This window comes from Bacillus sp. JK62 (genome assembly GCF_053663455.1).
On record NZ_JBSJQA010000004.1, the window covers coordinates 39,716 to 62,146 of the forward strand.

Here is a 22,431-nt window from a genome sequence, read left to right on the forward strand (position 1 = left end):
CGGCCCGTCTGACTATCCGGGTTTTCGTACGGAAAAATGTTAACGTGTGCATAAATGCAGAAGGAGGCGGACAGCTTGCGGCAGCTGAATAAAAAGATGTGCGGTGAATACATTCAATATCCTGAAAAAGTCCTTCAGTTCGGCGAAGGCAACTTTTTGCGGGCCTTTGCAGATTGGCAGATCGATCAATTGAATCAATTGACGGATTTTAACGGAAGCGTTGTCGCCGTACAGCCGAGAGGCTCTGAGAAAATAAAACGTTTAAACGAACAGGACGGTTTGTTTACGCTTTTTTTGCAGGGGATAAAGGACGGAAAACCGGCTGAAGAACACACGATTGTCAAATCCATCAGCCGCGGCATTGATCTTTTTTCTGACTATGATTCCTTTAAACGGCTGGCAGCACAAGAGGATCTTCGTTTTATCATCTCCAATACGACAGAAGCGGGAATTACGTTTGAGAAAGGCGACCGGCTTGAGGATAGGCCTCAAAAAACATTCCCCGGGAAATTAGCGGCGTTCCTTTATTTCCGCTATAAGGCATTTGCGGGTGACGCCGAGAAAGGGTGCATTGTGCTTCCATGTGAACTGGTCGAAGAAAACGGACGGAAACTGAAGGCTGCCGTGCTTCAATATGCCGGGCTGTGGAAGCTGGAGCCTGATTTTACTCAATGGATTCATGATGCGAACATCTTCTGCAATACCCTCGTGGATCGGATTGTTCCGGGATTTCCTGTTGATACCGCGGAAGAACTTACCGATTTTCTCGGATACGAAGACCGTCTGCTTGTGGTCGGAGAGCATTATTATTTGTGGGTGATAGAAGGGCCGGAACAGCTACAGAATGAGCTTCCTTTTGCTGATGCCGGGCTGAACGCACTGATCACGTCTGATCTTACGCCTTACAGGACAAAAAAGGTGAGAATCTTAAACGGCGCTCATACGGCATTGGCGCCAGTGGCTTTATTATACGGACTCCAAACCGTCCGGGAAGCGGCTGAGCACGAGGTGACGGGCAGATTCATCGAAGAACTGATCAATGAAGAAATCCTTCCCGTGCTGCAAATGGAGGGTGTCACCCAGTATGCGGCAGATGTGTTACAGCGGTTTAAAAACCCTTATATCCAACATTATCTGCAAAGCATCACCCTTAACGCCGCCGCGAAATTCAAAACAAGAAACCTGCCGACGCTGAATGCTTATATCGAACAGGAGGGCCGGCTTCCTGAGAGACTGGTGTTTTCATTCAGCGCCATGATCTATTCATACTGGAACGGGCCGAACAAACCGGCAGACGGCGAGGAGGTTCTGAACCGTTTTCAAATGGCGCGGTCCCGTTGCAAAGATGATATGTTTCAAGCGGCATTTTCTATATTAGGAGAAGAGCGATTGTGGGGAAAGAATCTGAACCATCTTCCGGGGCTGACTGAACGAACGGCTTTTTTTCTCTCTGTCATTCATAAGCGGGGGATGAAGCATGCGTTACATGAATGCTGCGGCAATAAGGGGGAAGTGAAATGAAAGAGGTCATAAAAATCCATAAAAACGATAACGTGCTTCTCGCTATGCGCCATTTTAACAAAGGGGAGCGGCTGCATACAGACGGACTGACGATTGAAGTGAAGGACCTTGTAAAGCGGGGGCATAAAATCGCGCTGCAAACCATTGAAGAAAACGGCAGCATCATTAAATACGGTTTTTCGATCGGGTGTGCGACAAGGCGGATTTCGGCCGGCGAGCATATTCATACCCATAATCTGCAAACGAATTTATCCGATGTGCAAGAATACACGTATTCACCGCGCTTCGAGGACAATCCTTTTACAAATGAGAACCGGACATTTAAAGGCTACAAAAGAGAAAACGGTACATCCGGCGTCCGGAATGAACTGTGGATCGTGCCTACAGTCGGCTGCGTAAACGGCGTCGCTGAGAAAATCCTGCAGCGCTTCGTAAAAGAGGCGAAAGACATTGCCCCCTTTGACAATGTGTTGGTTTTAAAGCACCAATACGGCTGCTCCCAGCTTGGCGATGATCATGAGAATACGAAACAAATGCTGATTAACGCCATTCGCCATCCAAATGCGGGCGGTGTGCTGGTTTTAGGGCTGGGCTGTGAAAATAATGAGCTGGCGGCAATTAAGGAAACGCTTTCTGAAGTGAACGGAGATCGGGTGAAATTTCTCGAATCACAGGCTGTCACAGATGAAATTGAAGCGGGGACAGCGCTTCTTAAAGAGATACACCTTGCGGCAAAGGGAGATAAACGTGAGGAGATTCCGCTGTCAGAATTGAGCATCGGATTGAAATGCGGCGGGTCGGACGGTTTTTCCGGCATCACCGCAAACCCTTTATTAGGGAGATTTTCAGATTACTTGATTGCACAGGGAGGGAGCACGGTCTTAACGGAGGTGCCTGAGATGTTCGGCGCTGAGACGATTCTCATGCAGCGTGCGGCGAGTGAAGAAGTGTTTCATAAAACAGTCCGATTGATCAATGATTTCAAGCAATATTTTATGAAGCACGAGCAGCCGATTTATGAAAACCCGTCACCAGGGAATAAGGAAGGCGGCATTTCAACGCTCGAAGACAAGTCGCTCGGCTGCACCCAAAAAGCCGGTCTTGCACCGGTTTCTGATGTGCTGACATACGGTGAAACACTGAAAACAAAGGGATTGACACTGCTCAGTGCGCCCGGCAATGATTTAATCGCTTCTTCAGCGCTCGCCGCGGCTGGCTGTCACATCGTGTTGTTTACAACCGGAAGAGGCACGCCGTTTGGCACATTTGTCCCGACTGTGAAAGTATCAACAAATACCGATTTATTTCAATCAAAACCGCATTGGATTGATTACAACGCGGGGAGATTGGCGGAAGACGAAACAACAGAAGATCACATTGTAAGAGATTTTATTCAATACATTATTAACGTTGCAAGCGGACAATTCGTCAATAACGAAAAAAACGATTTTCGGGAGCTTGCAATCTTTAAGTCCGGTGTGACGTTATAAGAGAAAAGGCGATCTGACAACAGACCGCCTTTTTTAGATTAATTTTATCCCGCTGATTAAAATAATCGCCGCCATCACAAACTGCAGCGGGCGCGGTGAGAATTTCGGCGAAAAGAAGCTGCCGAGAAGCACACCCGGCACAGAGCCGATCAACAGATTCAATACAAGCAGGTAATCGACGCTTCCGAAGCTTGCGTTTAACAGACCGGCAACAGTTACGAGCAGAAAGGCATGTGCGATATCCGTTCCCACCACTTCTGCCGTTTTCATTCTGAACAGGTATAACATGGCGATCGCAAATAATGAGCCGGACCCAATAGATGTCAGGCCGACGATGAAGCCGAAAATGACGCCGATCAGTATCATGAGTGTCCGCTTTTCTTCAAGTGTTTTTTGCTGCCAGCGGTTCGGCCGCAGTTTTTTATCGAAAAAAAGGCGGGCGATAATGGAAATAGCGACAAGGGTCAGCACGTAGCCGAGCGCCTGTTTGATAATCTGCTCCTGATGCTGGTGAAAAGCGGGAAACAAGTGAAGAATACCGATGGCGGCTGTTGCGCTGGGAATGCTCCCGAGCGCCAAGTAGCCGACAAGTTTAAATTGAACGGTGCGCTGCTTCCAATGAGAAACGACACCGAACAGTTTGGTGATGGAATTATATAAAAGGTCAGTGCCGACGGCGATTGAGGGGTTGATCCCCAAAACGATCAGTAAAGGAGTCAAAAGCGCCGCTCCTCCCACACCCGTCAATCCGACCAGCGTTCCGACAAAGAAACCCATAAACACAATGCTTACAGTCATCTGTGTGCCTCCTGAATAATCCTACTATTTTTATCAGATTATATATGATTAAGAGGCGGTAATCAATTAAATTTTCGGAAAATTTTATACAGAACGAAAAAATCCGCCAGCCTGCTGTTATTTCGCAGATCGGCGGATGATGGCCGGATTATGATTTTTGCTGATAAAACGGAAGTTCCGTGTGGCCCATTTCTCTGACATACACGAAAAGATTGCCTTTATGATGAATTTCATGCTCCATGGCAAGCTGAAGGAGAGCCGCGCCGGTTATTTTTCTGCCGAAAGAGGCAGTCAGGTCAATTTCGCGGTTCAGCTGCTCTTCAGTCAGCTGTGACAGGATGTTTGTCGTTTTTTCAGTACATGCTTCAGCCAGTTTGACGAGGTCTGTTTCCGCTTCTTCTTTCGGTTTGTTCTGGATAGCTGATCCGTTTCCGTCGTTAATGACGTTTGCAAACATAAGAAAAGAATAAACGATGTGTTTTACAAGTTCCTGAGCGGACATTGATGTCTCTGCCGGCTTGTAGTCGTAATGCTCGCGGCTGATTTTTTCCGCCAGCTCAATCGTCACGTTTCGATGTGACAGAAAGTGGCTGACCAATTGATTTTGTGCTGTCATGTGAAAACCCCCATTTAATACAGAATAAAAGCTGCAAGGATATGCTATATCAACGGCACGGAAGAAACAAGCAATAAGCCTGTGATGGAGATAAATCGTTGCGGATATCCGAAATTCGACAATTGCGGTCTTTTTGCGTTCTTCTTTTTCTAGCAAATATGATAAAATATGACATATCTCGGTCATTCCAAAAGGGGGGATTTATTGAGGATGAAGCAGACTATTCCGTCCTCTTTTGTCGGGCTCAAAATTAATGAATGGTATACCCATATCCGGCAGTTTCACGTCCTTGAGGCGGAGCGCGTCAAACGTGAAGTAGAGAGAGAGATTGAGGATATGGAAGAAGATCAGGATCTGCTGCTGTATTATTCATTAATGGAATTCAGACACCGCGTCATGCTGGATTACATCAAGCCCTTAAAGGAGGACCCTTCTCAGCCTGAGTTTTCAGAATTATTGGAAGACATTGAAGGCAACCAGTATAAACTGACAGGACTGCTTGATTACTACTTTAATTTTTTTCGAGGAATGTACGAATTTAAACAGAAAATGTTCCTAAACGCCATGATGTATTACAAACGGGCTGAAAAAAACCTTGCACTCGTTTCTGATGACATCGAGAAAGCTGAGTTTGCTTTTAAAATGGCCGAGATTTTTTACAACCTGAAACAAACCTACGTCTCCATGAGTTATGCCGTTCAAGCCCTTGAAACGTACCAATCGTATGAGACGTACAACGTCCGCAGAATCCAATGTGAATTCGTTATTGCAGGGAATTATGATGACATGCAGTATCCAGAAAGAGCATTGCCCCACTTAGAACTTGCTTTAGATCTTGCAAAACAAGAAGGCAATCCCCGTCTTATCAGTTCAGCCTTATATAATCTCGGAAACTGTTACGAAAAAATGGGAGACCTCTCTAAAGCAGCCGAATATTTTGAGACATCCGTTTCCATTTGCAGGTCAGAAAAGTTCGATAATCTTCCGCATTCTATTTACTCATTAACACAGGTTCTTTATAAACAGAACACTACAGCCGAAGCAGAGAAGCAATATCGCCTCGGGCTCAGTATCGCCCGCGAATACAATGATGAATTGTTTGTCAATCTGTTCCAATTTTTGCATGCGTTATACGGCAAGGAAATGGATAACGCATCCGTCAGGCACACGTTTGATTTTCTGGAAGAACACATGCTGTATCCGTATGTGGAAGAATTGGCGCATGACGCTGCCAAATTTTACATGAAACACGGACAGCCTGAAAAAGCGCTCACGTTTTATGAAAAAATGGTGCACGCCCAAAAACAAATCCAGAGAGGAGATTGTCTATATGAAATCTAAACTGTTGTCAGGATTGCTGCTTGTTGCTGTCGGGTTCAGCTTTACACAGGTGATCGGCCATGAAAGCCATTTGGAAAACCAAGCGGACGGCACATTCCATATTGCCGCGCGCAACCAAACATAACATAAGACCCTTCTTTGGAAGGGTCTTATTTTTTGCATGCGTATCCATTCCATTTTTATCCGAATGCAGGGTCTATATACTCAGTTATCTGTCCTACGAATGCCACCTATTGATGAAAAAGGCATAAGGAGAGATGAAGAGTGGGGATTGAAGTGAAAAAACGGCTCGTATCGGCTGATAAATATGCGTTAAAATGTCCGAATCCGATGACGCCGGAGTATATTACCATTCATAACACGGCAAACGACGCATCCGCCGCTAATGAAATCAGCTATATGACGGGAAACAGCGAATCAACGAGCTATCATTTTGCGGTTGATGACAAAGAAGTGATCCAGGGAATTCCGTTGGACCGGAATGCCTGGCATTCGGGAGACGGCACGAACGGTACCGGAAACCGAAAGTCGATTGCTATAGAAATCTGTTACAGCAAGTCAGGCGGCGAACGGTACAGAGCCGCAGAAGAACTGGCGATTGCGTTTGCGGCGCAGCTTTTGAAAGAACGGGGCTGGGGGATTGACAGAATCAGAAAGCATCAGGACTGGAACGGAAAGTACTGCCCGCACCGCATTTTGTCTGAAGGCCGCTGGGATGAAGTGAAGGCGAAGATTGAAAAGAAATTAAGCGGAAGTATGCCGGCGAAAAAAGCCTCTATTTCTTCTTCTGCGTCTGAATACCATGTGAAAAAAGGCGACACCTTATCGGAAATCGCCGCATCGCACGGTGTCAGCGTAAAATCGCTGCAAAGCATCAACCATATCACCGATCCGAATCACATTACAGTCGGACAAGTGATCAAGCTCGCTCAGACGGGTTCTTCTTCAAAAAGTCAGGCTGTGTCTTCCTATCCGCTTCCATCCGGTGTGATCAAAGTGACGAAACCGCTGACGAAAGGGACAAACGTAAAACAAGTGCAAAACGCTTTATCCGCTCTTTATTTTTATCCCGATAAAGGAGCAAAAAATCATGGGGCGGACGGCGTTTACGGCCCGAAAACGGCAAATGCCGTAAAACGTTTTCAATCCGTCAGCGGATTAACGGCAGACGGAATTTACGGCCCGAAAACGAAGGCGAAAATTGAAGAAAAACTGTAATCAATAAAACGGAAGCTCCCCGGGCTTCCGTTTTATTCTTACATACAAACTGCGGCAAGGGCCTTTTGAATATCATAAATGCTTTCATCTTTTTTAAACTGCTTTGAGACAGCGGGAAGTTCCGCGCCTGAAATCCAAATTTTCAGCTCTGAATCAAGGTCGAAGCGGCCGGCGGTTTCTACGCTGAATCTGGAAATGCTCTTGTACGGAATGGATTGAATCTCCGTTTTCTTCCCCGTGAGTCCCTGTTTATCAACAAGAATAAGACGCTTATCCGTAAAGACAATGATATCTCGGACAAGCTTAAATGCGGCGTTGACATTCTCACCTTCCAGCAAAATACGGGCCAGTTCTGCTTTTGCTTCAGCCGTCGATATTGTCGACGCATTGCCCAGCAATCCGTTGATGAACCCCATAATATCTCCCCCCTGATACGTATTCTATCAAATCATACTATAAAAAGGTTTCCATTCCCAGATGAGTAGAGTAAACTGGTGCTGACTGGAAAAGGAGAGCATGTTACACATGAAAGATAGATATGACAGCTTCGCAGCTCTTTCCGCTGCTGAATCGGAATACAGAATTATTTATGAAGAAAAAGAGGGAAGTAAATGTATCGTCCTCGCACCCCACGGCGGCAGGATTGAGCCGGGTGTCAGTGAGCTGGTGCAGGCATTTTCTGACCAAAGCTCAATTTATTTATTTGAAGGGACGAAGCGGTGCGATAACCGTTCTCTCCACTTGACAAGCACACGCTTTGACGAGCCTCTGGCTTTAGAAAAAGTGACCGCCCATCATTACGCATTGGCTTTTCACGGGTATCATGATCTGAAAAAGGCAAATACACTCGTCGGGGGCGCGGATCTGGCAAAAGCAAGACTGATTTGTGATCTGTTGCGTGAAGCGGGGTTTGATGCCGAGCTGACAGAGAAGAATGATCGGCTGGCAGGTGTAAATCCCGGCAACATTGTCAATCGGACAAAAAGGAAAATGGGACTGCAATTGGAAGTGAGCACGGCGCAGAGACACGCGCTGTTCAGCAATTTTGGCTGCCGGGGAGAAAAATATACGCCAACCGATCTGTTTTTTCGGTATGTAGAAACCGTGAAGGCCGGTTTTTATGATAAATGAACAGGGGCCCGTTCTTACATTCACTGGAGCTAGGCGGCGCATGAAGTGCTTGGCGGGCAGCACGGTGATTACAGCGTCATGATGCAAAAACCTTTCCTCCGATGTCAAAATGATGACATTCTGCCGGCTGCGTTTTAAGCCGGCGGAGAATCGCTAATTTTCAATAAAATACGGCGTTTTTTCTTCAGCGGCATGCAAGTGTGTCTGTCCGCTTCCATAATACACATTCGGCCGTTTGTCGGATAACAGACAAGCGAGCCGCTTCTGAAATTGAATACCTGCTTTACGCCGTTCAAACAGCTCCAGCCTTTTTTCCGCAAATGATGCCGTCACCCGGAAAGCGGCTGCGATTAAAATAACGGCGTGGCTCCTCCGCTGGGGCAGCTCCATGTTTAACAGCATAAAGGTCGGCACACAGAAGTGGTACATAAAATGGTTGGCCTGAAATTCCTGCAGTTCCCTGAACAGCTTGTTCATATGAAAATGGTTCCCGGTATGCTTCAGCACATGGCACAGTTCGTGCGCAAAATCCTGCCATTGCTCTTCGGGTGACTTTTTTTGATTCAGGACGATGCTGTACATGCCGTCCCGCTTCAGCATCATACTGTGCGTATCTTCAAAATGAATCCAAATGTCAAGCTCCTTGGCAATCATCTGCATATCAATATGGAGAGGGGCGGTCATTCCCATGCGGCAATATAAGTTTTTGACGTATTCCTCAAGATGTGTTAAAAAATCGCCCAATTGAATACACCCTTTCGAACATATGTTCTTTTTTAAGCGAGAAAGAAAAGCCCTGATCGGACTTTGAATCAATTCCCTTTTCTTTTAAAAATAAACATTCAGCTTTTATATCGGCTGAACGTTAAGCAGTTTAAAGGAAAAGAGCGGATTATTTATGTTTCGGCCTGCGGTTTTTCTCTTTTTCTTTTAAATAATTAATGAATTCAATGGCCTGCTGCTTGCTTTCCGGGGAAAAGTCCTGCATGTCCCGATATGCGATCTGCAGGTCGGGATCGGCAAACATGTCTTCATCTGAAGGTTCTTTTCCGGTTAACAAATAATCAGTCGACACTTTGAAATAATCCGCAAGCTTTTGCAGCGTGTCGTAATCGGGTTCAGATCGGCCGTTTTCATAATGAGAATATCTGGCGCGCGAGACACCGATATGATTTGCGACTTCTTCCTGCGTTTTCTTACCTCTGAGACTCTTTAATCTTCCGCCTATCATCCGAAATGACCTCTCTTTTTTCAACACCCTAAGTTACTTATGATTATAGATACAAAATGTATCAAAAGAAAGGGATGATAAAAAAAGTATCAAAAAGGTCTTGATGATACGAAATGTATCGTATATAATCAACATCATAGGGATACAAAATGTATCAAAATACGATAAGAAATTGATCAGGAGGGTGAGAGATGCAGGCGATAATCATCCGTTTCAGCAGCAATCCGGCTGACCAGAGATGTTTAGGAAAAGCAGGCGGTTCGATATCTTTTACCGCTTGCGGACTACCGGTATTCCGATTTGATAACCGATTGCAGTATGAACGCTATATAGGTCTGAAGAAAAATGGAGATGTCCCTTATGAATCGTAAAAGCTGCCCGTTTTTCATCTATTCCGGATTATTGAATTCAGAACATTATGACAAAATAGGGTCCGCCATTTGGCTGTTTTTATGGTTCATCAGCTCAACGACAAAGGAACATGTAAAAGACGGCGTAAAGTGGGGGATCGTCCTCGGACATAAGCCCGTAAAAGCAAGAGAAATGGCCGATGTATTCGCGGTCAGCGAAAAAACCGTCAGGCGGTGGCTCGAGAGCTTGGAACAGCATGATTATATCAAAACCGTCCGCGCCCCTTACGGACTCATCGTCTCCGTAAAGCACTCGAAAAGATTCACGCCGAAAAAGACATTGACCCGTCCGGAAGTTACAGACCGGACAATATCGGCGGATCACCGGGACAAAAATGTCCGGAGAGAAATAGATATAACAAAAAATCATACTGCTGAAGAAGCGATTAACGAAATTGCCGCCCATTTTATCAGATTAAGGTCTGCGCAGGAGGGGCGGAGCGTATACCCGTCGCCCCGGGATTATCAGGCCATCGCCCGTATTGTTTCCCTCGGTGCGTCAGCACAAGAAGCAATCAAATGGCTCGGCGAATGCTTTACCGCTTTTGAACAGCGGCGCACCTCTTCAGCTGAAACGATCAAGGCTTTCAGCTATTGCGCCAAGTTTATGGAAGACCGCTTGAATGCACGAATTGCGGGAAGGACAATCACAACAAAAAAAGAGAGGAATACGATACATGACAAAACGAACGATCGAGCAGATACTGGCCGACCTGAAAAACGGAAAACGTCCATTACTGGCGGACAGACCGGAAGAATCAGACGAAAGCCGCTTTGACTGCCCGCTCTGTAAAGATCAGGGCGGTTATCTCAAAAACCAGCTGGGCATGGAAGTGTGGGTGAAGTGCCGCTGCGCCGCCGAACGAAAAGTAGAACGCATTCTCGGCGCAAGTGAAATTACAGATGCCTTTCGGAAGCTGGATTTCAAAGGATTTATCACGCGGGGCAAGCCTCAGGCAGTCGTCGACGCATATGAGTGCGCCCTTGAATATGTTGAGAACTTCGACAAGGTGAAAAACTGCCGGAAAAACAGCATTGCCCTTTTAGGGCGTCCGGGATCGGGAAAAACCCATCTTTTGACCGCTCTCAGCAATTATGTCATGAGACAGAAGCAGACACCGGTGCTGTATTTTCCTTTTGTTGAGGGCTTTACGGATTTAAAAAATGATTTTGATCTGCTTGATGCAAAGCTTGGCCGTATGAAACAGGCGGATGTGCTTTTTATTGACGATCTGTTCAAACCGCTGAACGGAAAACCCCGGGCGACCGATTGGCAGATTGAACAAATGTACGCCGTCGTGAATTACCGCTATTTAAATCATAAGCCGGTTCTTATCTCGAGCGAGCTGGCCTGTGACGGATTGGTGCAGGTTGATGAAGCCTTGGGCACAAGAATTTATGAGATGTGCAGCGATTATTTAGTCATCATTAACGGCAATTCATTTGACGTAAACCACAGATTAGAGGGGGCGAGATAATGTGTAAGCTGTGCGGACCGAAGAAGGTCATTGTGATGGAAACGGGTTTCGGCGCTGTCTTTCACCCTTGCCCGAACTGCAAAACAGGCACTGATTTAACGCCGGTCATTAAACGGCTTGAACGAATGGTTCAAGACGCAAAAGCGAGGCTTGATGCACGTGTGTAAATATATCAAATGGCTTTTTTGCCTGCTGTTCAGGGCAAAACGGATAGAAAAGCAAATTGAAGCATGGCATGAGGCTGATGGAAAGTGAGGATCACCATTGCAAGAAAAACACAGCCCCGCTCCATGGCGGGCCGTACACAGCGGAGAAGAAAAACCCATTTACATTTATTCCGCTTACAGCGAAGCGGATAAAGAGAAGTTCCCTTATTCAAACGGAAGGCTCATCGCGGCCGTTTTCAACTTAAGTTCATACTCACAGCAGATCAACGCGGCATTGATGGCGAAAGCCCCGGAACTCTTTGAGGCGGCCGAAACGGCTCTCCGCCTGCTCCGGGGAGAAAGTTCTGAAGAAAAAGAAGCGTTCATAAATAAGCTCGGAAGCCTCATACATGAAGTGAACATTTTGAAAAAGACGGAGGACGTAAAACATGAATCCTAAAAAACTGACTGACATTGAACATACAACATTAAAAAGCCAGCTGGAAGAAGGCAAGGTTCGGGTGATTATAGTAGACGGACTGAAGAAGGAAGCATGGCTCGCCGAAGCGCCGGAGCACGGCAAAACGCTTGTCGAAACGCGAAAAGGGGATCTGGCCCGGGTCGAATATGAAATCGGCTTTAAATTGAATTAATCGAAAAAAACAGAATACGTCCAAGACGGAAAGCCTGCGGACACTGATCAATCGCGCACATGCTGCGCATTGGTTGGTGTCCTTTTTTTGTTCCGAAAAAGAGGAGGATCTACATGGAAGACTTACTATTTGAATATAAACGCACGCTGAAAGAGACGAAAAAGTGGTACAAGCAGCTGGAGGCAGCCGATGAAACGGTGCTTACTTCAGAAGAACTGAAAGATAAAAAAATCATCAGAACGATTATTACAGATTTGGAGTATGTCATCGAATGGCTTGAAAAAGGCCGGCAGCCCGGCATAAGAAGAGCGATAGACCGCAGAGACGCTTATCAGAGAATGCTCATTAAAGATCCGAGAATCATAGAAACCTATTCGCAGGCGCTGATGTTTGAACCGTCCGCAAATGTGACTGAAGAAGACAGAATCAGACTGCGGGACGCATTAGCCGTTTTAACGGATAGAGAAAAAGAAATGCTGCTGCTCCACAAAGCGGAATGCTTTTCGTATGAACGGATCGCCGCCTTGCTGAATGTAAAGAAATCAACCGTACAAACGACGGTCAAACGGGCGCTTCTAAAAATTCAAAAACAGCAGGAACAAAGAAATCAATCGCCTGCTTCATAAGTTGTCATACGTTTGCCACCTAGAAGTGAATAGTAGATCACAAAAAGCGGCCCGATTAGAAGCCGCTTTTTATTATAGACAATCATGTCGGAGGTGGCGGTGATGCCGTAGCATGAAAAACGCAAAAAGAGAACAGGCATTTACAATCTATCAGTCTCATAAAGGCCGCATCACAAATCGCGCCCTTGCCGGCAAATCAGGCGTATCCGCAAGAACGATCGGCAGATGGAAAAAAGAAGGGCGCTGGGACGAGGCGCTTAATAAGAACGCGGAAAGCGGCGGAAAAAACACCCCGGGCGAAGGTGATGAGTTAAACGAACGCCAGCGGCTGTTTTGTCTTTATTATGTGAAAAGCTTTAACGCCACCCAATCTGCGATAAAAGCCGGGTATTCACCGGAAAGCGCGCATGTGACGGGAAGCAGGCTGTTAAAAAACGAAAAAGTCGCTAAAGAAATCAGCCGCATGAAAAAGGAAATGGTCAATAAAGTGTTTGTCGAAGCGATGGACGTTCTTCAAGTCTATGTGAAAATCGCTTTCGCTGACATTACCGATTATGTAACCTTCGGAAAAAAAGAGGTTCAGGCCTTCGGAAAATCAGGGCCGCTCTTTGACGAAAATGATAATCCGATTATGCAGGAGATCAGCTACGTTGACGTTAAAGATTCGCACCTTCTGGACGGAACCATCGTCACGGAAGCAAAACTCGGGAAAGAAGGCATTGCAATAAAGCTTGCCGACAAGATGAAGGCTCTTGAAAAGCTGTCCTTGTACTTTGACCTTTTCCCCGATCAATTTAAACAAAAAATCGAAAATGAAAAATTAAAGCTGGCTCAGCAGAAGATGGAAAAAACAGAAGACAGCCAAAAGCCGATTGACATTGTCATTACGCGGAAAGAGGAACGGTCATGATTGAAAAAGCGGTCAACCCGCGCTTTGAAGATTATTTGTTCAATTGGAATGAAACGTACCAATTTCTCGTTGGAGGCTACGGCTCGTCAAAAAGCTATCATACCGCGCTGAAAATCATCCTGAAGCTGCTTCGTGAAAAGCGGACGGCCCTTGTCGTGCGGGAAGTATTCGATACGCACAGGGATTCTACTTTTGCCTTGTTTGAAGACATTATCGGGGAGCTTGAGCTGGGACATGCCGTAAAGGCCGTTTCTTCGCCGATGCAGCTGAGATTTTCAAACGGAAGCCGGATTATGTTTAAAGGGATGGACAACCCGGCCAAATTGAAATCCATTCATCATATTTCACTGATTTGGATTGAAGAATGCTCTGAAGTGAAGTATGAAGGCTTTAAGGAGCTGATCGGCCGTCTGCGTCATCCCGAGCTTTCGCTGCATATGATATGCACCACAAATCCCGTCGGCACCTCCAATTGGACGTATCGGCATTTTTTTCGTGATGAGCAAAAAAAACGGTTCGTATTGGATGATCAGACGCTGTATGAAAAAGGCACCGTCGTTAAGGGAGATACGTATTACCACCATTCCACAGCGTGCGATAATCTGTTTTTGCCGAAAAGCTATATTAAGCAGCTGGACAGCTTACGGCATTACGATCCCGATTTATACCGGATCGCCCGCAAAGGACAGTTCGGCGTCAACGGCATCCGCGTGTTTCCGCAGTTTCAGGTCATGGAGCACAACGAAGTAACGGAGCGGATTGCTTCCATCAGGCGCCCCCTGTTTCGGACGGGCATGGATTTCGGTTTTGAAGAGTCATACAATGCGGTCATCCGGCTTGCCGTCGATCCGGATCAAAAAGAGCTTTATATTTTCTGGGAGTATTACAAAAACAAAATGACCGATGATCAGACAGCTGAGGAGCTTCAAGAATTGGCGGATCAAAAAGAGCTGATCAAAGCGGATTCGGCTGAGCCGAAAAGCATCCAATATTTCCGCAGGCAGGGATTTTGCATGGTTGCGGCCAAAAAGTTTCCGGGCTCAAGACTTCAGTATACAAAAAAGCTGAAACGGTTCAGACACATCTATTGCTCAGACAGCTGTGAAAATACGATCCGCGAATTGCAGAACTTAACGTACGCAAAAAACAAAAACGGTGCTCTGCCGGAAGATGAGTTTTCAATTGATCCCCACACACTTTCAGCCATTTGGTATGCGCTGGATGACTATGACGCGGCGGATCTGAAAGATGCATCACAAAAACGGAGACGTCCGAATCGGGAAAGGAGGAGATAGGCGTTGCCTAACTATCAAAACGTTAGAGCCACCGTCTTTAAATCAAAAATGGCCGCGCCGCAGGCAAGGCAGATGAACGAAGATCAATTTGCCGATCTGTACGGCGAAGACATCATTTCACCGCCCTATAATCTCATTGAACTGAAAACAATCGCCGAATACTCGACGATTCTTCAGCAGTGCATTGACGCGTATCGGGTCAATATTACGGGTTTTGGGTTCGATGTGGAATATACATTTGATGTAAATAGCCCAGATTGCTCCCCGTCAAAAAAGGCCCGGGCCGAAAAAAACTGGATGAAGCTGGAGAGCTTTTACAAATGTCTTCATTTTGATGAATCGGCCGAGACGGTCCTCGGATATGCGATAGAAGACCGCGAAAAAACGGGCAACGGTTTCCTCGAAGTGCTTCGGGACGGCGCGGGAAAACCGGCGGGGATTGAATATCTGGATGTGAAACATATGCGCGTCTGCGGTGTGACTGATCCCGTTGAAGTTACATTTTCATATGAAGAAAACGGCGCATCCAAAACGATTAAAAGGCAAAAACGGTTCCGTAAATATGTTCAGATGCTGAACGGACGGAAAGTGTTTTTTAAGGAATACGGCGATCCCCGCATGATGGACATGAGAACCGGTGAATACGTAAAGACCCTGTCTGAAGAATACCGGGCAAATGAAGTCATTCACTTAAAAATCGGCAGCGGCACTTACGGCATTCCGCGCTGGGTCGGCAATATCGTCAATCTGTACGGCGCCCGGAAAGCGGAAGAACTGAATTTTATGTATTTCAAGCAGGGCCGTCACGTGCCGGCCGCCATTACGGTTGAAAACGGCATGCTGTCAGAAACCTCGTACAAAGAGCTTCAGGATTATATGAATGACCTGGAAGGGGTGGAAAACGCCCACAAATTTCTGCTGATTGAGGCGGAAGGCATTGCGAAGGAAAAAGACCTACACGGAGGCGAAGACATTACGCCCGTGTCTGTGGAAATTAAATCACTTGCGGAAATTCTGCAGGATGATGCGCTGTTTCTTGAATATGACGACAGAAGCAGAAATAAACTCCGTTCCGCTTTCCGTCTCCCGCCGCTTTATACGGGCGAGGCGCAGGAATACAACAAAGCCACAGCCGATACGGCACGGAAAATCACGGAGGAGCAGGTGTTTCAGCCGGAGCGGAAAACGCTGATTAATAAGCTCAACACGTTATTTTTGCCTGAACTGGGTCTCCACGATGTACAGCTCACATTAAAAGGGCCTGATTTTCGCGATCCGCTTGAAATTGCGAAGGTGCTTACGCCATTTATTTCCGCCGGCGCGGTCTCTCCTAATGACCTCCGTGATCTGGCGGGAAGAGTGCTCGGCAAGACGCTTGAGGAATGGCCTGAAGAGTACTACAGCCGGCCGGTGCTGAAAGGGAAAAAGGAGCAATTCTGAAAGGGGGTGAAAACATCTCGTGCCGAGAGAGTTGAGAAATGCTGTCATCAGTTTTGTGAGCTATGTCGATAAGGCGGCGAACCAAACGGAATTCTTTTTTACAAAATCAGCCGGAGGCCTTCCGTCATTTGAAAAAAAGGTGCAGGTGTTTACAAAAAACGAATCGGATGAGCAGAAGCTTGTTTACGGCATCGTTTACGAGCCGGATGTCCCGGATGCACATGGCGATTATATGACGGCTGAAGAGATTGAAAAGGCCGCTCACGGTTTTTTGGCGGACGCCCGCAACATCGATACAAATCATAACTTTGAAGGCGGGACCGGCGAGGTGGTGGAGTCGTACGTCGCCCCGGATGACTTTGAAATCGGGAATGCTGTGATCCGGAAAGGATCTTGGGTGCTTGTCACCAAAGCTTCCGATGAAGTATGGGATCAGATTAAAGCCGGTATCATTACGGGCTACAGCATGGCGGGAACCGCTGACGTTTACGAAGAGCCGGCAGAAAAGCAAGCCGGCTTATTCGGCGCGGTCAAGCAATTTCTCGACCGTGACCGCAAATCAAGAAACCGCAAGGGAGAGGACTTGAACAAGATGAGAAAAGAAGACGTAAGAGAATCGATTGAACACGCGCTGCACCCGCTTTTAAAGCGGCTTGACAGTTTGGACCAAAACACGGAAGACAAAGACGGGGCGGCTGCGCCGTCTGATGAAGAAAAGCTGAAAACGCTTGTTGAGGACATGCTGGCGCCGATTATTAAACGCATTGAAGCGCTTGAAAAAGTAAGAGGCGCATCAAAGCAGCCGGAAGAAGAGACGGGCGGGCAAGAGCCTGTTAAAAAATCCATTTGGAGCGGACTGCTTTAAGCCCAGTCAGAAGGAGGAACTGTAGAGTGAGAAATCAAGATATCATCAGAAAGGCGGAAATGTCACTTTCCGCTTTAAAAAGCGGCGGTTTAATGAACCCCGCACAAGCTTCAGCATTTATCCGCATGGTGCAGAACACGCCGACCATTTTCAGCGAATCGCGTGTGATTCAAATGGAAAATGACTCGCAGAAATTTGAAAAAATCGGTTTCGGCCAGCGTATTCTGCGTGCCGCTGAGGAAGGAAAAGCCTTAACTGACGATCAGCTGACCGTCCCGGCAACAAGTACGGTGCAGCTGAATACGAAAGAAGTCATTGCGGAAATTAATATCACCTATGACACGCTTGAAAACAATATTGAAAAAGACGGCCTGCAGCAGACGATCATGCAGATTTTGGCGGAGCGGGCGGCAGTCGATATTGAGGAGCTTGTCGTAAACGGCGATACATCTTCTTCTGATCCGTACTTGGCACAGCTTGACGGAATCCGTAAGCAGACTGTATCTCACGTCATTGACGGAAACGGGGAAGAGCTGTCCAGAGCGACATTTAAAAAAGGCTTAAAAGCCATTCCGGCAAAATATTTGCGCCTGCCTCAGGAATTCAGATTTTACACATCTCAAGGCATGGAGATTGAATGGAAAGACCGTGTGGCTGACCGTCAGACCAATCTGGGAGATCTTGCGGTGCAGGGCGGTTTGTCTTCAGCATTCGGCGTTCCGGTCAAAGGAGTGTCCAATCTGCAGCCGTACTCAGTCGGAGAAGGTGATTCCCAGTACGATGCGTCTGACATCATTCTGACTCACCCGAAAAATATCATTCTCGGTTTTTCACGGAATATCCGAATCGAAGTAGATAAAGATATTCGCAGCCGCAAATTTATTATCGTACTGACGGCTAAACTTGACAGCAAATTTGAAGAAGAAGATGCAAGCGCCAAAATCGTAAACGTTAAAGAATAAGACGGGGGTGGCAGTTATGTTAATTCAGCCGTCTGACGTTGTTTCATATTCAGTTTATGATCAAGTCAAAAACAGGCCGGAGCCGCTTCTTATACAGGACATTCTGGAGGCGGAGGCGGAAGCGGCCAGAATGGCGGGGCATTCGTTCACTGACCCTGTTTACTCACCGCTTCCCGAAAAGATTAAGCTTGCGTTATTAAAGCTTTCTCAATATTTTGCGCTGATCAACCAGAATGAAGCAGCCGCTTCCGCCTATCAATCTGAAAAGATAGGCGACTACTCGTATACGGTGGCAGGTGAAGGCGGAATCAGAAAACCGGCGGTGCGCCATCTGCTCTGTGAATATATCGCGCCGGGTTATTCCCCGGTTTCTGCACACGCAAAGGTGAGGCCTTTATGAGCTACGAACGGCTGCTCACTGACAGATGCGATATTTATCATGAGACGGTGTCAGTTCCGAAGGCCGGACGCTTCGGGATTCCCGCCGAAAAGCTCCAGCCTGTCTTTTCTTATCCGGAAGTGCCCGATGCTGAAGACGTGCCGTGTCTGTTTGTTGAAAAACAGCAGCAGCTTATTCAGCTTGAGCCTGATCATAAGGTATATCAGCGGTTTCTCGTTCATTTTCCGAAAGAGGCCGTTGTGCGTGTCAATGACAAAATCATTTGGGAAGGCCAGGCGTATATTCTGGAAATGCCGAAGAAAGCAAGACAGCACCATTGGGAGGTTATCGCTGTGAGAGATGACAGACTATGAACATAAAAAACCTTGAACAATGGAGTCGGTCGCTGCAAAAGGCGTCATCCGGAGAATTTGCCCGTCAGGCAGGCGAATGGCTGGAACAGTCAGGAGAGGATTTTCTCGACTTGGTACGGGAGGAGCTTATTCATTCGGGCGGGATTGATACAGAAAGCCTGCTGTCTTCTTTCCGAAAAGGAGCGCAGGATCACGTATGGATCATTGAAAACGGGGGACTGACCCTTGAAATCGGCACCAATGTAGAGTATGCCTCATTCATAAATGACGGACATTGGACCGTCTCAGATGAAAATGTCAGATGGGTGCCCGGGTATTTTCAAGGCTCCCGGTTCATCTATGATCCGTCAGCTTCAACGGGAATGGCGCTCAAAAAACAGTGGATCAGCGGAAATGGGTTTTGGGACAAAGCCCTTCTTTTGTATGAAACACTCTTCGCCGAATCGCTGGACAAGCGTTTCAATCAGTGGCTTAACACGTTGGGGGGAGATATCGGATGAATCGCGAGACCGGTTCAATCGCCGCTTTTTTGTATCAGCAGTGCGGCGTGCCCGTATATGAAAATGAACTGCCTGAACAATTTCAGGTGCCGTCACTTTACATCCCGCCCCCGTACGCTTTTGACGAGAATGACACAGTCTCCACCTTTAAGAAGACATACAGTCTGAATGTGAAGCTGTTCCATGCCGACTCGGTGCAGGCGCTCTATGCAGCCGACCGGATCGCCGATGCGGTGAGAGAATCAAGACAGCTGATCCCGCTGCTTACGGAATCAGGGGAGGATACCGGTGATTTCGTCCGCATCAGCCGTATCGAAACAAGAGTCGGAGACAAAGGCGAGGCAGTGATCACCATCCGCTGGACGAGCCGCTACTACTATCAGAAACAAACATCTCCCGCACTGCGGGATGTGGACATTAACAGCGGGGTGAAAGAAAAGTGAAACAATATAAAAAGAAAAACGCCGCAACTGCGGAACGAGCGGTTCTTTATGACACGGCGGATTTAACAAAGCACGCGAAGGAGCTTTTCGGCGTAAAACCCGAGATTCTCCAGGGGGCTTTATTCGGCGTGAAGCAAAAACAAATGACAAAAGCGCAAGCCAAGTCTTACATTGAAGCATTTTTAACCAAGGAGGTCATGCAATAATGAATGGCGGAACATTTACGCAAGGAAAAGAAAAAGAACGTGCCGGAATCTATTTTAACTTTAAAACAACCGCCCAGGAGCGGGTTTCGATCGGTGAACGCGGGATTGTCGCCCTTCCCGTCGCATCCGGCTGGGGGGAAGCGAAAACATTCGTTTCCATTTCAAGCGTTGAAGATTTGAATAAAAAAGTGGGGCTCAGTATTGAAGATCCGTCACTGATTCTGCTTCGTGAGGCGAAAAAGAAAGCAAAAACCGTTTTGATGTACCGTCTGACAGAGGGAATCAGAGCGAGCGCAGATCTTTCGCAAGGTGTTAAAGCAACCGCTTTGTACGGGGGTTCAAAAGGAAATGACATCATCATCCGCATCAGTGAAAATGTCCTTGATCAGACCGCTTTCGATGTGACCACTTACATGGATGAAGCGGAAGTTGACAAACAAACGGTGAAAAAAGCCGAAGAATTAAAAGCAAACGGCTATGTCACATTTACGGGAACGGGCGAACTGTTGGCTTCCATCCCGCTGACAGGCACTGAGGAAGAATCCGGGGAAACGTTAAACCCGCAGGCAGGCATCCGTCTCGCGGGAGGAACTGATAAAGCACCGGTCAACTCAGACTATACGGATTTTTTAGCTGCGGCTGAAACGGAGAATTTCGATGTCATCGCTCTTCCTGTCGCGGAAAACGATCAGCTGAAAGCGACATTTGCCGCATTCATTAAACGCCTTCGCGATGGGCAGGGACAGAAAGTGCAAGGGGTGACCGCCCATTACAGCGGGGATTATGAAGGCATTATCAATGTGACTGAAGGTGTGCTGCTGGAAGACGGAACTGAGATTAAAGCTGAAGATGCGACCGCCTGGGTGGCAGGCGCAAGTGCCAGCGCCGCATTTAATCAATCCTTAACATTCGTTGAATACGAAGGCGCCGTCGATGTGCTGCACCGCCTGACTCATGATGAAGTGATCGAACGTCTTTCCAAAGGTGAATTCCTTTTCTCTTATGATGCCCGTGATAAGTCAGTCAGCGTTGAAAAAGATATCAACTCATTGGTGACATTTACGGCAGAGAAAAACAAAAAGTTCGCGAAAAACAAAATCGTCCGTGTGCTTGATGCGGTGAATAACGATTTGACACGTGAACTGAAAGCCTTAATCAAATCGAAAAAAGGCACCGGAAGCGATCTTCCAGCGACAAATGACGGCCTTCAATTCGTCAAAACGATGATTATTCAATATTTGACAACGCTTCAGGATGCGGGCGGCATCGCTAACTTTGATTCAGACAAAGACATTACAATCGGCCTTAATGAAGACCGCGACGGCTTTTTAATCGATCTCGCCGTGCAGCCTGTGGATGCGGCAGAAAAATTCTACTTTAATGTGGAGGTAAACTAAGATGGCATTAAAAGCGCAAAACACAATTTCAGGAAAAGAAGGCCGTTTATTTCTCGACGGAGAAGAGATGGCGCATATTAAAACGTTTGAAGCAAACGTGGAAAAAAACAAATCAGAAGTAAACATCATGGGCCGCCGCATGACGGGACATAAAACAACAGGCGCCAACGGAACGGGCACGGCAACATTCTATAAGGTCACATCCAAATTCGCCGTGCTTATGATGGATTACGTGAAAAAAGGCAGCGACCCGTATTTTACGCTGCAAGCCGTTCTTGACGACAAATCATCAGGCCGCGGAACAGAACGCGTCACCCTGTATGACGTCAACTTTGATTCTGCAAAAATCGCCGGACTGGACGTAGACTCAGAAGCCCTCGAAGAAGAAGTGCCGTTTACCTTCGAAGATTTCGATGTGCCGGAAAAGCTTTCTGAAACGTTTTAATCAGAAACATTATGAGTGAAACAGGCCTTTTACAGGCCTGTTTTTTATAAAAAAAGAGTAAGGGAGTTTTCATCATGAGCGAAAAAAACGAACAAGTATATGATCTGTCATTCTTTATGCCGGGTAAAACAGTCGAGGCTGAGGAGATTCGGGTTCCGCTTTCAAAGCGTTTTGTCGATAAAAAAGGAAACATCGTGCCTTTTATTTTTAAAGCCATTACGACTGAGCGCATTGACGAACTGGAGAAGGAAAGCACGACATATAAAAATGTGAAGGGCAGAGGCCGCGTAAAAGACTTAGACAGCCAGCGCTTCTATGCGCGGATCGCGGTTGAATCTACGATTTACCCTGATTTCCGGTCTAAGGAGCTCCGCGACGCTTACAAAACGGCAGATCCGGTCGAGGTGGCAAAACGCGTTCTTTCAGTCGGCGGTGAGTATGCAAATTGGCTGAATAAAGCGATTGAGATCAACGGTTTTGAAGATGAATTAGAAGATCTGGAGCAAGAAGCAAAAAACTGATAAAAGATGGGAATAAGGAAGCCGTGTATCTCTAT

At 46.8% G+C, this 22,431-nt stretch carries 31 protein-coding genes; 26 read left to right on the top strand and 5 right to left on the bottom strand.

Annotation, left to right across the window (positions count from 1 at the left end; all coding sequences use genetic code 11):
• Positions 1-75: 75 nt before the first annotated feature.
• Both ACWJJ4_RS11340 and ACWJJ4_RS11345 read left to right on the top strand, forming a co-directional pair.
• Positions 76-1,521, top strand: a complete 1,446-nt coding sequence (locus tag ACWJJ4_RS11340) for a tagaturonate reductase (RefSeq protein WP_454021660.1) — start codon at positions 76-78, stop codon at positions 1,519-1,521.
• Complete coding sequence (locus ACWJJ4_RS11345; RefSeq protein ID WP_146283613.1) at positions 1,518-3,011, top strand: UxaA family hydrolase; 1,494 nt, start codon at positions 1,518-1,520, stop codon at positions 3,009-3,011. Before ACWJJ4_RS11340 ends, ACWJJ4_RS11345 begins: the two co-directional genes overlap by 4 nt.
• A gap of 33 nt (positions 3,012-3,044) precedes the next feature.
• Here the strand turns inward: ACWJJ4_RS11345 and ACWJJ4_RS11350 are convergent, their stop codons facing one another.
• Together ACWJJ4_RS11350 and ACWJJ4_RS11355 are read right to left on the bottom strand one after the other, a co-directional pair.
• A complete protein-coding gene (locus ACWJJ4_RS11350; RefSeq protein WP_015388360.1) occupies positions 3,045-3,809 on the bottom strand; it encodes a sulfite exporter TauE/SafE family protein in 765 nt (254 codons plus the stop codon).
• A 148-nt stretch (positions 3,810-3,957) separates the two neighbouring features.
• Positions 3,958-4,425, bottom strand: a complete 468-nt coding sequence (locus tag ACWJJ4_RS11355) for a DinB family protein (RefSeq protein WP_017417598.1) — start codon at positions 4,423-4,425, stop codon at positions 3,958-3,960.
• Positions 4,426-4,629: 204 nt separating this feature from the next.
• On the opposite strand from ACWJJ4_RS11355, the gene ACWJJ4_RS11360 reads away from it, so the two are divergent.
• The 3 genes from ACWJJ4_RS11360 to ACWJJ4_RS11370 all read left to right on the top strand — a co-directional run bounded on the left by ACWJJ4_RS11360 (position 4,630) and on the right by ACWJJ4_RS11370 (position 6,984).
• On the top strand, positions 4,630-5,766 hold the full coding sequence (locus ACWJJ4_RS11360; protein ID WP_087920760.1) for a Rap family tetratricopeptide repeat protein: 1,137 nt from the start codon (positions 4,630-4,632) through the stop codon (positions 5,764-5,766).
• A complete protein-coding gene (locus ACWJJ4_RS11365) occupies positions 5,756-5,890 on the top strand; it encodes a PhrA family phosphatase inhibitor (protein WP_003154881.1) in 135 nt (44 codons plus the stop codon). Before ACWJJ4_RS11360 ends, ACWJJ4_RS11365 begins: the two co-directional genes overlap by 11 nt.
• Before the next feature lie 140 nt (positions 5,891-6,030).
• Complete coding sequence (locus ACWJJ4_RS11370; protein ID WP_003154880.1) at positions 6,031-6,984, top strand: N-acetylmuramoyl-L-alanine amidase; 954 nt, start codon at positions 6,031-6,033, stop codon at positions 6,982-6,984.
• 38 nt (positions 6,985-7,022) lie between these two features.
• Here ACWJJ4_RS11370 and ACWJJ4_RS11375 read toward each other — a convergent pair whose 3' ends face one another.
• Positions 7,023-7,400: a PH domain-containing protein gene (locus ACWJJ4_RS11375; RefSeq protein WP_007610770.1), complete on the bottom strand. Its 378-nt coding sequence runs from the start codon at positions 7,398-7,400 to the stop codon at positions 7,023-7,025.
• Positions 7,401-7,509: 109 nt separating this feature from the next.
• On the opposite strand from ACWJJ4_RS11375, the gene ACWJJ4_RS11380 reads away from it, so the two are divergent.
• Positions 7,510-8,115 (top strand): poly-gamma-glutamate hydrolase family protein, encoded by a 606-nt coding sequence (locus ACWJJ4_RS11380; protein ID WP_146283612.1) that lies wholly within the window; start codon positions 7,510-7,512, stop codon positions 8,113-8,115.
• 153 nt (positions 8,116-8,268) lie between these two features.
• Here ACWJJ4_RS11380 and ACWJJ4_RS11385 read toward each other — a convergent pair whose 3' ends face one another.
• Positions 8,269-8,859 carry an ImmA/IrrE family metallo-endopeptidase gene (locus tag ACWJJ4_RS11385; RefSeq protein WP_003154873.1) on the bottom strand — a complete coding sequence of 197 codons (591 nt, stop codon included), beginning with the start codon at positions 8,857-8,859 and terminating at the stop codon, positions 8,269-8,271.
• A 148-nt stretch (positions 8,860-9,007) separates the two neighbouring features.
• The gene (gene xre / locus ACWJJ4_RS11390) at positions 9,008-9,346 is read right to left on the bottom strand and encodes an HTH-type transcriptional regulator Xre (protein WP_003154871.1); all 339 of its coding nucleotides are present in this window, start codon (positions 9,344-9,346) and stop codon (positions 9,008-9,010) included.
• 191 nt (positions 9,347-9,537) lie between these two features.
• On the opposite strand from xre, the gene ACWJJ4_RS11395 reads away from it, so the two are divergent.
• The 20 genes from ACWJJ4_RS11395 (at position 9,538) to ACWJJ4_RS11490 (ending at position 22,396) form a co-directional block, all read left to right on the top strand.
• Positions 9,538-9,717, top strand: a complete 180-nt coding sequence (locus ACWJJ4_RS11395; protein ID WP_104843288.1) for a hypothetical protein — start codon at positions 9,538-9,540, stop codon at positions 9,715-9,717.
• On the top strand, positions 9,707-10,534 hold the full coding sequence (locus ACWJJ4_RS11400) for a phage portal protein (RefSeq protein WP_167860068.1): 828 nt from the start codon (positions 9,707-9,709) through the stop codon (positions 10,532-10,534). The genes ACWJJ4_RS11395 and ACWJJ4_RS11400 overlap by 11 nt, the downstream gene beginning before the upstream one ends.
• A complete protein-coding gene (locus ACWJJ4_RS11405) occupies positions 10,434-11,234 on the top strand; it encodes an ATP-binding protein (RefSeq protein ID WP_167860069.1) in 801 nt (266 codons plus the stop codon). Before ACWJJ4_RS11400 ends, ACWJJ4_RS11405 begins: the two co-directional genes overlap by 101 nt.
• The gene (locus ACWJJ4_RS11410) at positions 11,234-11,401 is read left to right on the top strand and encodes a hypothetical protein (RefSeq protein ID WP_095836059.1); all 168 of its coding nucleotides are present in this window, start codon (positions 11,234-11,236) and stop codon (positions 11,399-11,401) included. Before ACWJJ4_RS11405 ends, ACWJJ4_RS11410 begins: the two co-directional genes overlap by 1 nt.
• Before the next feature lie 97 nt (positions 11,402-11,498).
• Positions 11,499-11,840: a hypothetical protein gene (locus ACWJJ4_RS11415; protein WP_039251797.1), complete on the top strand. Its 342-nt coding sequence runs from the start codon at positions 11,499-11,501 to the stop codon at positions 11,838-11,840.
• Positions 11,830-12,033, top strand: coding sequence for an XtrA/YqaO family protein (locus tag ACWJJ4_RS11420; RefSeq protein WP_003154859.1), 204 nt, complete (start codon positions 11,830-11,832; stop codon positions 12,031-12,033). Before ACWJJ4_RS11415 ends, ACWJJ4_RS11420 begins: the two co-directional genes overlap by 11 nt.
• Before the next feature lie 113 nt (positions 12,034-12,146).
• Entirely contained in the window at positions 12,147-12,659 is a 513-nt protein-coding gene (locus tag ACWJJ4_RS11425) for a sigma-70 family RNA polymerase sigma factor (RefSeq protein ID WP_017417605.1), read from the top strand.
• Between the two features lie 112 nt (positions 12,660-12,771).
• Positions 12,772-13,569 (top strand): terminase small subunit, encoded by a 798-nt coding sequence (locus ACWJJ4_RS11430; protein ID WP_025851819.1) that lies wholly within the window; start codon positions 12,772-12,774, stop codon positions 13,567-13,569.
• On the top strand, positions 13,566-14,864 hold the full coding sequence (locus ACWJJ4_RS11435; RefSeq protein WP_025851817.1) for a PBSX family phage terminase large subunit: 1,299 nt from the start codon (positions 13,566-13,568) through the stop codon (positions 14,862-14,864). The genes ACWJJ4_RS11430 and ACWJJ4_RS11435 overlap by 4 nt, the downstream gene beginning before the upstream one ends.
• Positions 14,865-14,912: 48 nt before the next feature.
• Positions 14,913-16,304, top strand: a complete 1,392-nt coding sequence (locus ACWJJ4_RS11440) for a phage portal protein (protein WP_454021673.1) — start codon at positions 14,913-14,915, stop codon at positions 16,302-16,304.
• A gap of 19 nt (positions 16,305-16,323) precedes the next feature.
• Positions 16,324-17,169: an XkdF-like putative serine protease domain-containing protein gene (locus tag ACWJJ4_RS11445; protein WP_015417286.1), complete on the top strand. Its 846-nt coding sequence runs from the start codon at positions 16,324-16,326 to the stop codon at positions 17,167-17,169.
• 26 nt (positions 17,170-17,195) lie between these two features.
• Positions 17,196-18,131 carry a phage major capsid protein gene (locus ACWJJ4_RS11450; RefSeq protein WP_007407274.1) on the top strand — a complete coding sequence of 312 codons (936 nt, stop codon included), beginning with the start codon at positions 17,196-17,198 and terminating at the stop codon, positions 18,129-18,131.
• A gap of 16 nt (positions 18,132-18,147) precedes the next feature.
• A complete protein-coding gene (gene yqbG, locus ACWJJ4_RS11455; RefSeq protein WP_094247025.1) occupies positions 18,148-18,531 on the top strand; it encodes a protein YqbG in 384 nt (127 codons plus the stop codon).
• Positions 18,528-18,884, top strand: coding sequence for a DUF3599 family protein (locus ACWJJ4_RS11460; RefSeq protein ID WP_007610806.1), 357 nt, complete (start codon positions 18,528-18,530; stop codon positions 18,882-18,884). The genes yqbG and ACWJJ4_RS11460 overlap by 4 nt, the downstream gene beginning before the upstream one ends.
• Positions 18,881-19,384 carry an HK97 gp10 family phage protein gene (locus ACWJJ4_RS11465; protein WP_121984194.1) on the top strand — a complete coding sequence of 168 codons (504 nt, stop codon included), beginning with the start codon at positions 18,881-18,883 and terminating at the stop codon, positions 19,382-19,384. The genes ACWJJ4_RS11460 and ACWJJ4_RS11465 overlap by 4 nt, the downstream gene beginning before the upstream one ends.
• Positions 19,381-19,827, top strand: coding sequence for a phage portal protein (locus ACWJJ4_RS11470; protein WP_069473357.1), 447 nt, complete (start codon positions 19,381-19,383; stop codon positions 19,825-19,827). Before ACWJJ4_RS11465 ends, ACWJJ4_RS11470 begins: the two co-directional genes overlap by 4 nt.
• Positions 19,824-20,033, top strand: coding sequence for a hypothetical protein (locus tag ACWJJ4_RS11475; protein ID WP_003154839.1), 210 nt, complete (start codon positions 19,824-19,826; stop codon positions 20,031-20,033). Before ACWJJ4_RS11470 ends, ACWJJ4_RS11475 begins: the two co-directional genes overlap by 4 nt.
• The gene (locus ACWJJ4_RS11480; RefSeq protein WP_454021661.1) at positions 20,033-21,430 is read left to right on the top strand and encodes a phage tail sheath family protein; all 1,398 of its coding nucleotides are present in this window, start codon (positions 20,033-20,035) and stop codon (positions 21,428-21,430) included. The genes ACWJJ4_RS11475 and ACWJJ4_RS11480 overlap by 1 nt, the downstream gene beginning before the upstream one ends.
• 1 nt (position 21,431) lies before the next feature.
• Entirely contained in the window at positions 21,432-21,875 is a 444-nt protein-coding gene (locus ACWJJ4_RS11485) for a phage tail tube protein (protein WP_003154837.1), read from the top strand.
• 74 nt (positions 21,876-21,949) lie between these two features.
• The gene (locus tag ACWJJ4_RS11490; RefSeq protein WP_003154836.1) at positions 21,950-22,396 is read left to right on the top strand and encodes a phage tail assembly chaperone; all 447 of its coding nucleotides are present in this window, start codon (positions 21,950-21,952) and stop codon (positions 22,394-22,396) included.
• The last annotated feature ends 35 nt before the right edge of the window (positions 22,397-22,431 follow it).

Coding starts and splice junctions, on each gene's coding strand:
- ACWJJ4_RS11345 (WP_146283613.1), top strand. CDS start 1,518: ATGAAAGAGGTCATAAAAATCCATAAAAACGATAACGTGCTTCTCGCT.
- ACWJJ4_RS11350 (WP_015388360.1), bottom strand. CDS start 3,809: ATGACTGTAAGCATTGTGTTTATGGGTTTCTTTGTCGGAACGCTGGTC.
- ACWJJ4_RS11355 (WP_017417598.1), bottom strand. CDS start 4,425: ATGACAGCACAAAATCAATTGGTCAGCCACTTTCTGTCACATCGAAAC.
- ACWJJ4_RS11365 (WP_003154881.1), top strand. CDS start 5,756: ATGAAATCTAAACTGTTGTCAGGATTGCTGCTTGTTGCTGTCGGGTTC.
- ACWJJ4_RS11375 (WP_007610770.1), bottom strand. CDS start 7,400: ATGGGGTTCATCAACGGATTGCTGGGCAATGCGTCGACAATATCGACG.
- ACWJJ4_RS11380 (WP_146283612.1), top strand. CDS start 7,510: ATGAAAGATAGATATGACAGCTTCGCAGCTCTTTCCGCTGCTGAATCG.
- xre (WP_003154871.1), bottom strand. CDS start 9,346: ATGATAGGCGGAAGATTAAAGAGTCTCAGAGGTAAGAAAACGCAGGAA.
- ACWJJ4_RS11395 (WP_104843288.1), top strand. CDS start 9,538: ATGCAGGCGATAATCATCCGTTTCAGCAGCAATCCGGCTGACCAGAGA.
- ACWJJ4_RS11400 (WP_167860068.1), top strand. CDS start 9,707: ATGAATCGTAAAAGCTGCCCGTTTTTCATCTATTCCGGATTATTGAAT.
- ACWJJ4_RS11405 (WP_167860069.1), top strand. CDS start 10,434: ATGACAAAACGAACGATCGAGCAGATACTGGCCGACCTGAAAAACGGA.
- ACWJJ4_RS11410 (WP_095836059.1), top strand. CDS start 11,234: ATGTGTAAGCTGTGCGGACCGAAGAAGGTCATTGTGATGGAAACGGGT.
- ACWJJ4_RS11420 (WP_003154859.1), top strand. CDS start 11,830: ATGAATCCTAAAAAACTGACTGACATTGAACATACAACATTAAAAAGC.
- ACWJJ4_RS11425 (WP_017417605.1), top strand. CDS start 12,147: ATGGAAGACTTACTATTTGAATATAAACGCACGCTGAAAGAGACGAAA.
- ACWJJ4_RS11430 (WP_025851819.1), top strand. CDS start 12,772: ATGAAAAACGCAAAAAGAGAACAGGCATTTACAATCTATCAGTCTCAT.
- ACWJJ4_RS11435 (WP_025851817.1), top strand. CDS start 13,566: ATGATTGAAAAAGCGGTCAACCCGCGCTTTGAAGATTATTTGTTCAAT.
- ACWJJ4_RS11440 (WP_454021673.1), top strand. CDS start 14,913: ATGGCCGCGCCGCAGGCAAGGCAGATGAACGAAGATCAATTTGCCGAT.
- yqbG (WP_094247025.1), top strand. CDS start 18,148: ATGTTAATTCAGCCGTCTGACGTTGTTTCATATTCAGTTTATGATCAA.
- ACWJJ4_RS11460 (WP_007610806.1), top strand. CDS start 18,528: ATGAGCTACGAACGGCTGCTCACTGACAGATGCGATATTTATCATGAG.
- ACWJJ4_RS11465 (WP_121984194.1), top strand. CDS start 18,881: ATGAACATAAAAAACCTTGAACAATGGAGTCGGTCGCTGCAAAAGGCG.
- ACWJJ4_RS11470 (WP_069473357.1), top strand. CDS start 19,381: ATGAATCGCGAGACCGGTTCAATCGCCGCTTTTTTGTATCAGCAGTGC.
- ACWJJ4_RS11480 (WP_454021661.1), top strand. CDS start 20,033: ATGAATGGCGGAACATTTACGCAAGGAAAAGAAAAAGAACGTGCCGGA.
- ACWJJ4_RS11485 (WP_003154837.1), top strand. CDS start 21,432: ATGGCATTAAAAGCGCAAAACACAATTTCAGGAAAAGAAGGCCGTTTA.
- ACWJJ4_RS11490 (WP_003154836.1), top strand. CDS start 21,950: ATGAGCGAAAAAAACGAACAAGTATATGATCTGTCATTCTTTATGCCG.